Source organism: Haladaptatus sp. CMAA 1909, assembly GCF_043952005.1.
Taxonomy (GTDB): domain Archaea; phylum Halobacteriota; class Halobacteria; order Halobacteriales; family Haladaptataceae; genus Haladaptatus.
The window spans coordinates 398,773-412,993 of sequence record NZ_JBIOAV010000002.1; the positions used below are offsets into that span (position 1 = coordinate 398,773).

Below are 14,221 nucleotides of genomic sequence, written 5' to 3' on the forward strand. Positions count from 1 at the left end.
GCAGCACCGGGGAGTTGGACCTAATAGCCATTCCCTGCGATTTGCAGTGAAGCGTTTGCAACTCGGTGGATCGAGACGGTGTCGAGCGCGGCTGACGTTGCGAGTTCGACCATATTCTCGTCATTGATGCGGCCGAGGTCGACGACGAGCAGGAGACCATCGAATGCAAACACGCGGATGTTGGCAAGACGGGTGGGGTCGTCGGTCTCTTCGACGAGTCCAGCGGCTCGGGCGGGCTTTGTGACCTGGAGAGCGAGGCCATCGCCGGAGCGTTTGATTGTGTTGGGCATTATCGGTAGTATGCTATACTAACCGATGAGTGTTTGCCTTGTCGTCCCGTTCTCGGCGCAGTAGTGATGCTGAGAATGGTAGAACCATGTTTGCAGCGGGTACATTCAGTTTCACTTTCGCTGTGGTTGGCTGAAGACTTTATCCGTCGGGTACCAAGTATAGATTGCAGTTAGCAACCCAGCAGCCGATGTGGGTTCTCGTACTCATCCCAACCCATTCCTACATCGGCTGCTTATTCCCCTTACTACGCCCACTCAGTAGTGGCACGAACAAACTCCGTCCGAGGGTTTACCTGTGTGGTAGATGAATTGGAGGGTACGAATGGGTCCAAACGAGACGTCGCCACTCTCCCTACTCGCCCAAGACGCGCTTGATGCGCTCGCGAGAGCGGGTGCTGTTGGCGAGTGAGGAGTTGAACGAGTATGATATCGGGTTTTATCGGGAGTTGTTGATTCGTGCGGCAGCGAGTGTGTTGTCGCCTTTGGGATGGCGTGAGAAACGCGTTGGTCAATTTCTCTCGAGTCATGACGAAATCAGCCTCAAATCGTATCTCTAACGATACTCATTTCGAGGATAAGTTGGAGATACTAGTATGAACATTTCGACTAGCGGGCTAGTGAAATTTCTCCTGATTTTCAGTCTCGTCGGGAGCATTGTCAACGAGCAGAGGATAGGCGCGTTGATCAGCCTCACCCTCCTCGTCCTCTGGTACGAGTGGCGAGAACACAGGCAAAAGAATGGTCAAAACGGATCCCAGAACAATCTCGAAGACGAGGGAGAACCGACTACGGACTCAGTTTGACCGCGATTAGATTGGACAACGAGAAATTGTAGTCCATCGATCTTTTATGTTCAATTCCCCCGCGTAATTTACAGGTGAAGGTGATCCGTTCCGTTGATCTGACTGGGGGGTCTATCCCGCTGCCTGGTTAGGGAGTCGGTTTGGTCATCGGAGGCTGTAGTCGACGAGGACGGAGTCGTCCCCGAAACGCCGTGTCGTGTTGAGAGCGAGGTCGACTCGCGCTGCGTCGGGGAGGGCTCGGGTTCCCCCACCGACAATCGTCGGGATCAAGCGCAGTACATACCGGTCGACCAGACCTGCGCGGATGGCCTCGGACGCGAGACCGGGGCCACCGATGGACAGGTCGCGGTCGGCTTGGTCTTTCCTGGCCTGTACCACTTCGGGGTCGAACGCCTGCTCCAGGCGGGTCCGCGGTTCCGGCACGGTGTCCAGGGTGGTTGAATAGACGACCTTGTCGGTATCCCGCCACGCTTCGGCGAACTCGCGTTGTACCTCGGGTAGGTCGTCGAGGAGAAAGGTGTCCCACACCCGCATCGTCTCGTACATGCGACGGCCGATAAGGGAGGTGCCGACCGATCGTTGGTGGTCGTTGAAGAAGGCATGCGCGTCCTCGGATGGCTCTGCCCAGTCGAAGTTGCCATTCTCGTCGGCGATGTAGCCGTCGAGTGATGCGTTAATGACGTAGATTAGGTTGCCCATGGTATCCTCTTGATCGTCGCGCCTATTCAATATAGACGACAGAAGGACCGAAACCTGATCAGACGGTATGTATCTACGTCGCGCACCTGCTCGAAGCCAGCCACGAGGCCGGATGGGACCGCCGCTATGTGAACCCGGTCTATTTCACCTGTCGATAACACTCTCCTGCATGCATCCTCTGTATTCAGCACGGCGTTTGTGACAGCAACTCGGCAACTCGTTGAACCGCTGCTGCAGACACAGCGTGTTTGCATCACTCAAGAGAGACTTCCAATGGAGTTAACAGTAGAGTGTGTGATGGATCGGTATGACATTCTCTTCGTTCGGTATTTTGAGTGACGAGGGAATTGCATGGGAAAAGGTTGCTGCCAGGACAGAACCTCCCAAACCCTTCTCCGTGGAGACGAGTTTTGGGACGACCCGTACATCTCCGAGCAGTTGCTCGAGGCCCACCTCGACCGGGATCGAGACGCAGCGAGTCGACCGCACGACCGCATCGACGCGGAAGTCGAGTGGCTCATCTCCGCACTCTCCCTCGAAGCAGGGGACGCGATTCTCGACTTGGGGTGCCGGCCGGGACTATACTGTGAACGACTATACGACCACGGGATGAACGTGACAGGCGTGGACGTTTCGCAGACGGCACTAGACCACGCGAGAACGCGAGCTGAGAACACGGGACGGGACATCACGTATCGTCGCAAGGACTACCGAACGCTCGACGACGATGCGGCGTTCGACGCCGTCCTCGTCAACTTCGACTTTGGAACGTTCGCCGACGGGGACCGAAACGAAATTCTCCGAGGCGTCCACGACGCCCTCATTCCGGATGGACGGTTTGCGATTCGTGACAGAGGCAAGCATCTCATCGTCATAGCAGGCCAATCGTTGTAGTGGAAGCAGGTCTGCTATTGAGTGGGCAACGCTGCCACTGAGATCGAGTATATCTTCCTCGCCCCGGGTCGCTGCGGTACTTTCATCTAATCAGCGCCATGTATTCCATCAAGTGCCAACCGTTCGTACCAACGACATCGAAACCTACTACGAGAGGCGTGGTGACGGACCCCCGGTCGTCTTCATTCACGGCATGATCATGACCGCCACCATGTGGGAGTCCCAGCTGGGTGCGCTTGATGATGCGTTCACGACCATCGCCTACGACGTCCGTGGTCACGGACGTACCGGTGGCGCAGACAGAAATCCGTATTCCATCGACCTCTTCGCATCAGATCTTGCTGTGCTCTTGGACGAACTTGATATTGACCGGACGGTCGTCTGTGGCCTCTCGATGGGTGGGGCCATCGCACAGGCATTCGCTGCTGCTCATCCCGAGAGGGTAGCGGGACTCGTCCTTGCTGATACGTTTCCTCCCGGTCCGTTGCCCCTGACCGGGCGACTCGCGTTGGCGAACATTCGATTCCTCGCACGGCTCGACCGGCTGATCAACTACAAAACCCTCAATCGGTGGCAACTTCGGGTCGGAAACTTGCTCCTTCCCGGAGTCTCAGGTGACGAGGTGACCATTCAACGGATCGTCGACGAGTCACCGACGATTCCCCATGCCGAGTTCGTCAAAATTGCTGATGCGACTGCACGGTTTCCGAAGGACAGTATCGATCTCTCGCGGGTCACTGCGCCGACGCTTATTCTCCATGGCGAGCATCTCCCGATGGCCAACGAGGAAATCACCGGACAACTGGTCAGGCAACTCACGAGCACCGACCCCACGGTTCACGTCGTCCCGGGAAGTGGGCATGCATCGAACCTCGACAACCCCGAATTCTTCACCGCGAGACTGCAGGAATTCCTCACTGGGTGTGTCTACAGTGCCAGACCCGAGGATAACGATGATCCAAGTGACGCCGGAGAATCGCCTTGATGACTCTACGAGATCAGCGACGACGTAGTCGGCGACCTCTTGCTGAAATAGAGGCTCGATTACACCGTTATACTTTTGATCCAAGTGGGGGTTCTGCGAACCCCCGTGATTACAATGCTGTAATCAGCGCCCTCCGTTCTCCCGCGTTTGTTTCGTATGCTCGAGGACGTTCAGATATTTGTCCTCTATCCGACGGTTGCTGATCGATCTCCCCAGTAGTGGTGTCCAAGCGACCGTTCCCGGTGCGCCCTGTTCGAGGGGTGAAAACGGAGCGGCTATACGAGGCTTTAGCTGTCCCGATTTGGTATCTCTCCAGCAGGCACGATTTCGCATTCCGGGAGATCGGCCAAGACGTCTTCTGGACCGGGTGGTGAGTACACCGCCAGTAATTGGAGCGGTTTCCAACCGGTGTTTATCGTTCCGTGCTCGGTTCCAGCAGGGACGAATATCATTTCGCCGGGTCCGACCTCGCGCGTTTCGTCCTCGACAGTCTGTTCTCCTTCCCCGCTGATGACGTACAGTATCTCATCGCTACCCGGATGTGTATGTAATTCGTGGCCTCTTCCGGGCGCGAGTTGAACGACACCGGCGCTGAATCGCTCGGAGCCGTTAACGTCGGGTGTGGCCATCCATTTGAGCGTTCCCCAATCAAACAGCTGAGTCGATACGTCTTCGCTGCTAACGAAATTCTCGTCTGCCATTGTCCCACGAATCCCTCGACGTATACGATCATAGTTGTATCGCGGATCTCGGTCGGAAAGCAGGTCGACGGACCCATCGGTGCGACGAATCGGGGGGATTGCGACTGAGAGTGACTCGTGTCGAGCTAGTTACACTCCGTTGTGAATATTGATTATGGTTCTCGCTGTAGATGGATGCGGTACATGAAATATACACGTGAGGAGTCGCTCGCGCGACTCGAAGAAACGATAGCCAGCGGCGAACCTATCATCGGAGCCGGTGCGGGAACCGGTATCTCGGCGAAGTTCGCGGAGCGAGGCGGCGTCGATATGCTCATCATCTACAACTCGGGGCGGTACCGGATGAACGGCCGAGGCTCCCTCGCTGGATTGCTCCCGTACGGCGACGCCAATGAAATCGTCGTCGAGATGGGACACGAAGTCTTGCCGGTCGTCGAAGACACGCCAGTCCTTGCAGGGGTCAACGGAACCGACCCATTCCGCCAAATGGACGTCTTCATCGACGATCTGAAACGCCGTGGGTTCTCTGGCGTCCAAAACTTCCCGACGGTTGGGCTTATCGACGAAGGAAGTCAATTCCGGCAGAACATAGAGGAAACGGGGATGGGCTACGACAAGGAGGTAGACATGATCCAAGAGGCGGCCGAACAGGAGATGCTGACATGCCCGTACGTGTTCACCGAAGAGCACGCTCGCGAGATGACCGAGGTAGGTGCCGACGTCATCGTGTCGCACATGGGGCTCACTACTTCCGGCGACATCGGTGCGGAGACGGCACTGGATTTGGACGATGCGGCGGAGCGTGTGCAGGCCCATCACGATGCTGCAAAAGCGGTCAACGATGATGTCATGGTCATCTGTCACGGCGGTCCGATAGCGTGGCCGGACGACGCCGAGTACGTGCTCAACAATACAGACGGCGTCGTCGGCTTCTTCGGTGCCTCGAGCCTCGAGCGCTTGCCGACGGAAGAAGCGATTCAGAACCAAGCTCGGGACTTCAAAGAGATCCAGTTCTAGTATGGCAGTCGTACTCATCGGGACGCTAGACACCAAAGGGGAAGAACTGGATTTCGCCCGAGAAATCATCGAAGCACACGATATCGATGTCCACCTGATCGACGTTGGGGTAATAAACGACCCCGACATCGAACCGGATACGTCGGCACACGATGTTGCCGAGGCGGGTGGTACCAGCCTCGAACGACTTCGTGAGGAAGCCGACCGTGGGAGCGCCATGGAGACGATGGGCGACGGCAGCGCCGTCGTTGCGTCTCGACTTCACGACGAGGGCGTTCTTGATGGTATCGTGGGACTCGGCGGGTCAGGCAACACTTCTATCGTGACCACAGCGATGCGCGCACTGCCCGTCGGGGTTCCGAAACTGATGGTCTCGACGATGGCCTCCGGTGACACGGAACCATATGTCGGCGCGAAAGACGTGATGATGCTGTACTCGGTCGCCGACATCGAAGGACTCAATCAGCTCTCCCGCCGCGTCATCTCCAACGCGGCGCTCGCGATGGTCGGTATGGTAGCCAACGAACCCGATATCTCGATCACGGAAAAGCCGACGATCGCCATCACGATGTTCGGGGTGACGACTCCCTGCGTGCATGCGGCACGCGAGTATCTGGAATCAAACGGATACGAGACGATAGTCTTCCACGCGACCGGAACCGGTGGCCGCGCGATGGAACAGCTCGTCAGGCAGGGCGTCGTCGACGGTGTGCTCGACGTTACGACAACCGAATGGGCCGACGAACTCGTCGGCGGTGTGCTGAGTGCTGGGGAAACACGGCTCGATGCGGCCGCGGAGATGGGAATTCCACAAGTCGTCTCGCCGGGTGCGCTCGATATGGTCAACTTCGGTCCGCGGGAGTCCGTGCCGGAGAGGTTCGAGGGGCGGACGTTCCACATTCACAATCCACAGGTGACGTTGATGCGAACGACACCCGAGGAGAACGCCGAGCTCGGCGAAATCATCGCGAAGAAACTGAACGCGTCCACGGGGCCGACCGCGCTGTTTCTCCCGCTCGGTGGAGTCTCGCTCATCGACGTCGAGGGTGAAGATTTCCACGACCCGGAGGCGGATTCGAAGTTGTTCGACGCCCTGCGAGAACACCTCGGGGAGGACGTGGAGTTGGTCGAAGTCGATGCCGCCATCAACGACGAGGAGTTCGCGACGGCGATCGCGGAAAGGCTCGACGAGTATCTGCGCGCGACCGATAGCAGTCAGTAAGGAATAGTGAGTGTGTAGGTTGGTAACATCTATTACTATACGCGGCATTAGTATTGTCGAAATGTCCACAGACACAGACAGCTCACGGAAGGGTTACGCGCTCTTTCTGGAGGAAATTACCGACTGGGAGAGCTACCTGAACGACTATCTTCCGGTCGCAGCCGAAACGATCGAGGACCACGACGGAGAGGTGATCGTCGGTCATCCTGACCCTGCGGTCATCGAGGGAGAATGGGACCACGGCATGAGCGTCGTCATAGAGTTCCCATCGCTCGAAGACGCTCTAGCGTGGTACGACGATCCCGCGTATCAGGAGGTCAAACCGATTCGGGTTGAGGCATGCGAGTCCGCGCACGCGATAATCTGCCCGTCGTTTTCCCCGGAGGATCTGCCGAGCTGAGCGACCGTATCGTGTCGAATTCGTCCACGCTTGATAAGATATGTCGTTTGATTGGAGTCATATGAACGTTCGCTGCCTTCGACCAAAAGCGGTCGACCTCCAAACCACCTGATTTCAGCGCGAACAATACACGTTCGCTGATCGGAGAACATCCGTTGAATACACCCTCTATATCCGGCACACCAGTCCTGACAGACATTTTTCAGGAGACATCTGACTGCTGGCTCGAACTCTTGAATCACTTCGGCACGATGCCTCGTTCGGACCATCACTGGTACCATGCGATTAGGCGTCGGCGAAGGAACGATTCGAGGCGCTATTGCACTGGTGTTCTTCGGTCGGTCCGACGAAGCAGTGGCAGTCGAGCGAGCCTACGAAGTTACAAACGACTTTCGCAGCGTTAGTGAAACGGCACGGATAGCGGGACGTGTCGGACTCGATAACCTCGAAATCCGGGTTATTTGCTTAAACCTGATAGCACGTCTCGCTGGTGCCCGCTGGGGAGACGAGGAAATGGTTTCACCACCGGGGCTTTCGTACGCATCGAGGCATCGTCCGTACTCACAACGTACAAAAAACGGTGGAATGGCTTGTCGTATATCGAACAAGGTACTACAGATAGTCTACAAGCTTAATTCGCTCGAGTTTCCCTCCACACTCCGGACAGACGATATACGAATTTTCCGCTGAAGTTATTTCACCACAGAGAACACATTTATAGAGAAGTTCACCTGTCGCCGACGTCTGGTACTGCTTGATCGGCGATTCAAACGTGACCATTTTCGTTCCTCCAGAGTAGAGGGTTCGAGACACAATTCATAATAATTATTGGCTAGTGATTGGCTGGCTGTAATTACTTAATTGCTGTCTTGATGGCGGGTTAATGGGGACAGAGTGGGTGTGCGAGGATTTGAACCCCGGGCTGCCCGGTTCTACGATACGTCGCTTGGGTACTACCATGGTTTCACGTTTTCCCACTACTGAGCACACACCGTGCGTTCTGCCAGACTGAACTACACACCCAATTCGATACCTGTAGGCATCCTACAAACGTGTTGTTTTTATCAGTACCGATAGCGACCCCATATTGGCTATCTGGATGCAAATGAATCTCGTAAGTCCGATGCAATCGCTGCAAGTGCGTCTGATGCGGCGTCAATGTCGTCGATTAAATTGATGAAGCCATGAATTTGACGCTCGTATTCACGATGCATAACGGAAACTCCAGCGGTTTCTAATCGGTCAGCGTATGCTACGCCTTCGTCGTGGAGTGGATCAAATCCACATGTAAGGACCGTTGCAGATGGCAACTCGGTAAAGTCGTCGGCAAGCAGTGGTGCTGCATACTCGTTGCGAGCGTCGGTGAAATGGGACAGGTACTGGTCGTAGTACCACTGCATACTCTCGTGTTCGAGAAAGTAACCGTGACCGTTTTCCTCGTAACTGTCGAAGGTGTGTACGAGTGGAGACGCGACAGCAGGATAAATGAGCACTTGGTGGTCGAGTTCGAGCCCTGTATCTGGATTTCCAGAACCACCTATAAAACCAGCGCCTTCGTCTCGTGCAAGTAATGTCACGGATGCAGTGAGTTGCCCTCCGGCGCTATCACCTCCGACTGCGATATGATCGGTATCGACGCCGATTTCTGCGCCGTGGTGCATGACCCATTTTGCGGCTGCGTAGGCATCCTCGACCGCAGCTGGGAACGGTGATTCGGGAGCGCGCCGGTAATCGACCGAAACGACGATGCAATCGGCACTATTGCAAAGTGTTCGACAGACGTTATCATGTGTGTCGAGCGACCCACGCACCCATCCCCCACCGTGATAATACAGCAGTGCAGGATGAGGACCGTCGCTATCGGGGACGTAGACTCGTAGTGGAATATCAGACGCAGGACCGGGAACACTGAACTCGCTGATCGTTCCGACCGGTTCGATTTCCTCCGTAGTAAAGAACTCTTCGAGGGATGTGCGCCCGCTTTCGACAGAGAGTCCCGGTGTAGACGGAAGGACGCTCTCATCGACGCGTTCGAGGACAGCTTTTGCTTGTGGATCAAGTTCTGCCATATTGTACGTATCAGTGCCCGTGCTACAAATTATCTCTTACGCTCGTGTTCGTCAGCATTTTACTCGTTACGTAGTGTGCAAGCGGGATAGCGTTCTTCTATTGCGTGATTCGGACGCTGGTGTGTTGACGAATCCCTTCCGAAAAGTCGCTATTTACTCGGTAGTCTCCCTTGTGACTGTGCTTCCCGCTGCTTCGCTCGAAGCGACTTCGCCGGCCTCGATCAGGGCCTCGACCGCCTCACGAGTCGCTTCGAGCGAGGTGTATCGCGGTTCGTATCCGAGTTTCTCGCGTGCCTTCTCGATGCTCACGTTCGGGCTATAGCGGATGTGTTCCTCGGTCATCTCGACGTCTTCTCCGCTGTATTCAGATCGGTCGGCCCATTCGTCGAACGGCAGGTACGTGAGGTCGGCATTTCGTCCGAACCACCCGGCGACGGCCTCGGCGTAGCCCCTGAGGGTGAGCGCCCTCGGCGAGACGACGTGGAAGCTTTCGCCAACGGCCGCTGACCAGTTCTCTAGGGCACGCTGGAAGCCCTGTGCGACGTCATCGGCGTGGACGTGATGGACGGTTTCGAGCCCGAAGTTAGGGAGCGCGACTTCTTCACCTCGCGCGAGTCGCGAGAACACGTCAGTGTCGAAGTTGCCCGCCGGATTGACGGGCTCCCAGCCGGGACCCACGATGTGTCCGGGGTGGAGGACGGTCGCCGGGAAATCGTTCCGGCGCGCCTCATCAAGCAGGTACGCCTCGATCTCGGCTTTCTTTCGTCCGTACTCACCGAGCGGCCGGCGCGTGCGCGGGGCGTCCTCGATCGTGGGAACGACGTCGCTGGGACCGTGGACCCAGACCGTCCCACAGTGCAGCAGGTGTTGGACTTCCCCACGTAACGACGCGACGAGCGCTTCGGCGCTCTCCGGTTCAAAACAGATCAGGTCGACAACGGCATCCGGGTCGGTGGCCGCGATCGCCTCGCCGAACTCGCCGCGTTCCTCGGCGTTTTCGCGGTCAAGCTCGACTGATTCGACGTCGGCCCACGCGCTATCGTCTTGGTAAGGATCACGCTCTCCCCGGCTGACTGCGACGACTTCGTGGCCGGCCCGCACCAGTCGCGGCACCAGGTAGGTGCCGATATGTCCGGTGGCTCCGATGATAGTGACTCGCATGGTTAGCGCAATCGCTAGTCCTCACGAAAAGAATTTGGATACCGGACTGATTCGGCTCTTGTCTGCGCGATCCGCATGTCACATCCAAGGTGCTAGATGTACAGTCGGTGCGCTCGTCATTGATAATTAGCACGTGGACACCGTGGATATCATCGGCCGGATTCTCGATGCGGTGGCCGAGCACGAGCAGGGATTCCGATAGCTCTTCCTTCAAAGGTTTTTCATACTACCCAAATCAGCACAGAATACTAAAACCCCAGATAGATGGGAGACAACTGCATCCATCCTCATTCAAATATCAACGTAGTTGTGAAAAACCAGAATCATTCGAAAAGGAATAGCAGTTATGTTGATATATTGTTGTATATCTGATCAGCGGATCGAGTATCATCTGTATCCCGAAATCGCTGGCAAGAAGAACGGAAAACAGATCGACACGACAATCGAGAGGATATCGGAACAACTAGAGTTGGACAACGCAAAAACACTAGATTTGGGTCGTCATCCTGGTCTCTATACCGAAAATCTCGCTCTCTTCAGTGATAATGGCTTTGGGATTGATTTCCCAGTATTTTTATAATTCGGGCGAGAAAGATAGCGACAGGAAAAGGCGTTTATATCGATTGCTTCCCCAATAACTATCTAGACACTGATTATGAAAATGAGTATGATCTTATATTAGTGATCTACTGTGATTTTGGTGCCCTATCTCCCGATGAGCAGGAGGCACTGTCGAGCAATAATCGAGTCCTGAAGTATCGGGCCGTCGCTCATCCCATGATTGCAACGAACTAACGACTTGTAAAGTGACAAATCACGAATCACAGGCACCAAGGCCGATTCCTGTCGGCAGTATTTTTCCACTGGTCTCACGATTCGGTTGCGAATATCGTGTCGTTGGCCGAGACGAACCGGGTCAGAACTTTCTTGAAATAGCTGCCCGTACTCGTTTTCATGAACGAAGACACGCGGCGGGTGATTATCGATACCGATACGGCGGGCGACGACACGCAAGCACTTCTCCTCGCGGCAACCAGCAACGACATCGAAATCGAAGGCGTGACCATCTGTACCGGAAACGTCGAATTCGAATACATGGTGGAAAATGCCAAGTACACGCTGGACATGGTAGACATCGCCGAAGACGTTACCGTCTATGAAGGTGCACGATCGCCGCTTGTGAAGACGCACGAGTACGCCGATTACGTTCACGGGGAAGGTGGACTCGGCGGCGACCTATTCCCGGATACCGGAATCCCCTCCGGCGACCGCCACGGTGCGGACTACATCGTCGAGATGGCACGGGAGAATCCGGGAGAAATCACGCTCGCCTGTATTGCGCCGCTGACGAACGTCGCCCTCGCACTCCAAAAAGAACCGAACCTGAACGAATTACTCGACGAAGTGTGGGTGATGGGTGGAAACGTCAACTGCCTCGGGAACGTCACTCCCGCCGCGGAGTTCAACTTCTGGGTCGACCCTGACGCCGCTAAGCGAGTCATCCGCGATCTGGATGTCGTGCTCTTCGATTGGGGTGTCACCGTCCGAGACACCGTATTCGATGCCGACCTGCTGACCGAAATAGACGATGGTCCCGACACCGAACTTGCATCGTTCTTTACAGAGATAACCACACCCGTCCGCGAGTTTAACGAGGAGTCACAGGGGCGGGACATGACGACGCAACCGGACGCGGGCCTGATGGCAACGCTCATCGAACCGGATCTCATCGAATCGGCCGCTACCTACCACGTCGACGTCGACGAGCGAGAAGGGCTGACTCGCGGATACACGTTAGTGGACGAGGACGACGTCACGGATGGCGCGGCCAGGACAACTGTGATCGAATCGATCGATACCGCCACGTTTCACCGGATGTTCGAGGACATGCTGTTCGAATCGTCGCCAAAAGCATCCCTGTAACCGGATCAACTCGGCCTTCAGCGTGGGGGAACGATATGAGAATCCACTCCGTTCGTAGCGAACGATCCAGACGTGATGGTTTCGGTATTGGAACGACGCTGCGTATCACCCTTCGAGAAGCGAATCCCGTCGATAGACATCGAACCGTAGACGACTGGTGCATGCTACGCCAGATGGCTGTTCTCGGTAGGAAGAATATAGTCACAACCGTCACCCTTAGAGGTCCGTTCTACTGGAATGACGGACGTCCAATCGAGTCTCGGATACACTCCCGTCAAATCAGGGGGAGCGACGTTCCAACGACGGATGAAAGCTGGATGGAGCTACGACTTGCGTTCGAAGGCCGCAACCTGCTCGTTGATTTCGCGAAGTCGCTCGGGGTCGAACTTCGGTTCCCGGTCGTAGGTGTATAGCCCGTTCGTCTCCTGCTCCACGTCGTAGAGCTGCGTGTAACAGAACGCCCACATGGCCTCGTTTTCGAGTAGCGTCTCGGTCATCCCCCGATAGCGGGCGAAGAACTCCGCCTCGTCCTCGGGACGATCGCCGTATCCCCACCCGTCCTCGGCCTCGGGGTTCCACCAGATACCGCCGTATTCGCTCACGTAACTCAATTCCTCGCTCCACTCGGTGTGACTATGGCCGGTTGGCTCGACCGCCCCCTCGATTTTCCCGTAGGTTTCATGGAAGGTTTCTAGATCCTGTTCGTAGTCGTGAGCGTCCACGAGGTCGGTTTCGACGTGATACCAACCACTCGTGTCGATGACCGGTCGCGTGGGGTCCAATCGCTTCGTCGTCCGGTACACAGTCCGAATGAGGTCGTCATCCTGATGCGATTGGGTTTCGTTGAACGGCGTCCACCCGACGAGCGCCGGGTGGTTGTAATCGCGTTGGATCACCTCCAGCCATTCCTGGAGAAACGGTCCCAGCGTCTCGGTGCGGCCGTGGTCCATTCCCCAGTTCGCGTGTTCGTCCCAGACCAGATATCCCAATCGGTCGGCGTGGTAGAGGTAGCGTGGTTCGAACACCTTCTCGTGAAGTCGAGCACCGTTGAATCCGAGTTCCAGTGAGCGCTCGATATCCTCCCGGAGTGCGGCGTCCGAAGGCGCGGTGTAAACCCCGTCGGGATAGTATCCTTGGTCGAGTACCAATCGTTGGAACACCGGTTTCCCGTTGAGGTAGACGCAGTTATCGCCGAGCGTCACCGACCGGAGGCCGAAGTAACTCTCGACAGTATCGATGGGTTCTCCACCCACCGCGAGTTCGACAGCCAGGTCGTAGAGGTTCGGGTTTTCGGGAGTCCAGAGGTGTGTCTCGTCGATCGGGAGCGTGAATGCAGCGTAGGTGCCATCCGTCATCACCGTCGTCTCGCCGATTGGTTCGTCATCGAACGTCGCAGTGGCGGTGAGGGTTCCCCTTTGAACCGCGCCGCTCAATTCGACTTCCGCGTGGAGCGTATCGTTCTCCGGATCGGGTTGAAATCGTAGGTTCTCTACGTACGTCTCGGGAACTGGTTCTAGCCACACCGTCTGCCAAATTCCCGTTACACGCGTGTACTTCGGCCCGTGTGAATCGTACTCTTGGCTTTGTTTGCCTGCCGGTTGGAGCGTCGATCGAACGTCGTCCTCGGCACAGATCGTCACGACGTTCGTCCCCGGTTCGACGGCATCGGTGACGTCGAATGCGAAGGGAGTGTAGCCGCCACGGTGTGTCCCGACGGACGTTCCGTTGACCCAAACCTCCGACTCGTAATCGACTGCACCGAACCGCAGGTGCAATTGTCCGTCGAGGAATCGTTGGGGGACGTCGAATTCCCGTCGGTACCACACAGCGTCCATGAAGTCGGTGTGTTCGACGCCCGAGAGTTCGCTTTCGGGTGGGAACGGGACTGTGATCGTCTCGCCCAGCGATTCGGCATCCGGAAGGTCTCGGGCACGGCCGCTCGCTCCGTGGTCGATTTCGAATTCCCATTCACCGTTCAGATTGTGCCACGAATCGCGTCGCAGTTGTGGGCGCGGATACTCCGGGCGTGGTGTTGAATCAGTCATCGATTTCTATAC

At 56.3% G+C, this 14,221-nt stretch carries 13 protein-coding genes and 1 tRNA gene; 7 read left to right on the forward strand and 7 right to left on the reverse strand.

Annotation, left to right across the window (positions count from 1 at the left end; genetic code table 11):
• Positions 1–20: 20 nt before the first annotated feature.
• Positions 21–290 (reverse strand): hypothetical protein, encoded by a 270-nt coding sequence (locus ACGYLY_RS20045; RefSeq protein ID WP_395284763.1) that lies wholly within the window; start codon positions 288–290, stop codon positions 21–23.
• 593 nt (positions 291–883) lie between these two features.
• Here ACGYLY_RS20045 and ACGYLY_RS20050 point away from each other — a divergent pair.
• Positions 884–1,093, forward strand: a complete 210-nt coding sequence (locus tag ACGYLY_RS20050; RefSeq protein ID WP_395284762.1) for a hypothetical protein — start codon at positions 884–886, stop codon at positions 1,091–1,093.
• 144 nt (positions 1,094–1,237) lie between these two features.
• On the opposite strand, the gene ACGYLY_RS20055 is transcribed toward ACGYLY_RS20050, so the two are convergent.
• Entirely contained in the window at positions 1,238–1,792 is a 555-nt protein-coding gene (locus tag ACGYLY_RS20055) for a dihydrofolate reductase family protein (protein ID WP_395284761.1), read from the reverse strand.
• 351 nt (positions 1,793–2,143) lie between these two features.
• Between ACGYLY_RS20055 and ACGYLY_RS20060 the strand changes: the two genes are divergently transcribed.
• On the forward strand, positions 2,144–2,686 hold the full coding sequence (locus ACGYLY_RS20060) for an SAM-dependent methyltransferase (RefSeq protein ID WP_395284760.1): 543 nt from the start codon (positions 2,144–2,146) through the stop codon (positions 2,684–2,686).
• Between the two features lie 112 nt (positions 2,687–2,798).
• Positions 2,799–3,671, forward strand: a complete 873-nt coding sequence (locus tag ACGYLY_RS20065; protein ID WP_395284759.1) for an alpha/beta fold hydrolase — start codon at positions 2,799–2,801, stop codon at positions 3,669–3,671.
• 287 nt (positions 3,672–3,958) lie between these two features.
• Here ACGYLY_RS20065 and ACGYLY_RS20070 read toward each other — a convergent pair whose 3' ends face one another.
• The gene (locus ACGYLY_RS20070) at positions 3,959–4,372 is read right to left on the reverse strand and encodes a cupin domain-containing protein (RefSeq protein WP_395284758.1); all 414 of its coding nucleotides are present in this window, start codon (positions 4,370–4,372) and stop codon (positions 3,959–3,961) included.
• A 183-nt stretch (positions 4,373–4,555) separates the two neighbouring features.
• On the opposite strand from ACGYLY_RS20070, the gene ACGYLY_RS20075 reads away from it, so the two are divergent.
• The 3 genes from ACGYLY_RS20075 to ACGYLY_RS20085 all read left to right on the forward strand — a co-directional run bounded on the left by ACGYLY_RS20075 (position 4,556) and on the right by ACGYLY_RS20085 (position 7,011).
• Positions 4,556–5,389: a phosphoenolpyruvate hydrolase family protein gene (locus tag ACGYLY_RS20075; RefSeq protein ID WP_395284757.1), complete on the forward strand. Its 834-nt coding sequence runs from the start codon at positions 4,556–4,558 to the stop codon at positions 5,387–5,389.
• A gap of 1 nt (position 5,390) precedes the next feature.
• Positions 5,391–6,611, forward strand: coding sequence for a Tm-1-like ATP-binding domain-containing protein (locus ACGYLY_RS20080; RefSeq protein ID WP_395284756.1), 1,221 nt, complete (start codon positions 5,391–5,393; stop codon positions 6,609–6,611).
• A gap of 61 nt (positions 6,612–6,672) precedes the next feature.
• A complete protein-coding gene (locus tag ACGYLY_RS20085; protein ID WP_395284755.1) occupies positions 6,673–7,011 on the forward strand; it encodes a DUF1330 domain-containing protein in 339 nt (112 codons plus the stop codon).
• Positions 7,012–7,906: 895 nt separating this feature from the next.
• Here ACGYLY_RS20085 and ACGYLY_RS20090 read toward each other — a convergent pair.
• From ACGYLY_RS20090 to ACGYLY_RS20100, 3 genes are all read right to left on the reverse strand, one after another.
• Positions 7,907–8,034: transfer RNA gene (locus ACGYLY_RS20090), tRNA-Thr, on the reverse strand.
• A gap of 68 nt (positions 8,035–8,102) precedes the next feature.
• Positions 8,103–9,080 (reverse strand): alpha/beta hydrolase, encoded by a 978-nt coding sequence (locus tag ACGYLY_RS20095; RefSeq protein WP_395284754.1) that lies wholly within the window; start codon positions 9,078–9,080, stop codon positions 8,103–8,105.
• A gap of 153 nt (positions 9,081–9,233) precedes the next feature.
• A complete protein-coding gene (locus tag ACGYLY_RS20100; RefSeq protein ID WP_395284753.1) occupies positions 9,234–10,241 on the reverse strand; it encodes an NAD-dependent epimerase/dehydratase family protein in 1,008 nt (335 codons plus the stop codon).
• Between the two features lie 954 nt (positions 10,242–11,195).
• On the opposite strand from ACGYLY_RS20100, the gene ACGYLY_RS20105 reads away from it, so the two are divergent.
• Positions 11,196–12,164, forward strand: a complete 969-nt coding sequence (locus tag ACGYLY_RS20105; protein ID WP_395284752.1) for a nucleoside hydrolase — start codon at positions 11,196–11,198, stop codon at positions 12,162–12,164.
• 323 nt (positions 12,165–12,487) lie between these two features.
• On the opposite strand, the gene ACGYLY_RS20110 is transcribed toward ACGYLY_RS20105, so the two are convergent.
• A complete protein-coding gene (locus tag ACGYLY_RS20110) occupies positions 12,488–14,209 on the reverse strand; it encodes a glycoside hydrolase family 2 protein (RefSeq protein WP_395284751.1) in 1,722 nt (573 codons plus the stop codon).
• Positions 14,210–14,221 lie beyond the last annotated feature (12 nt).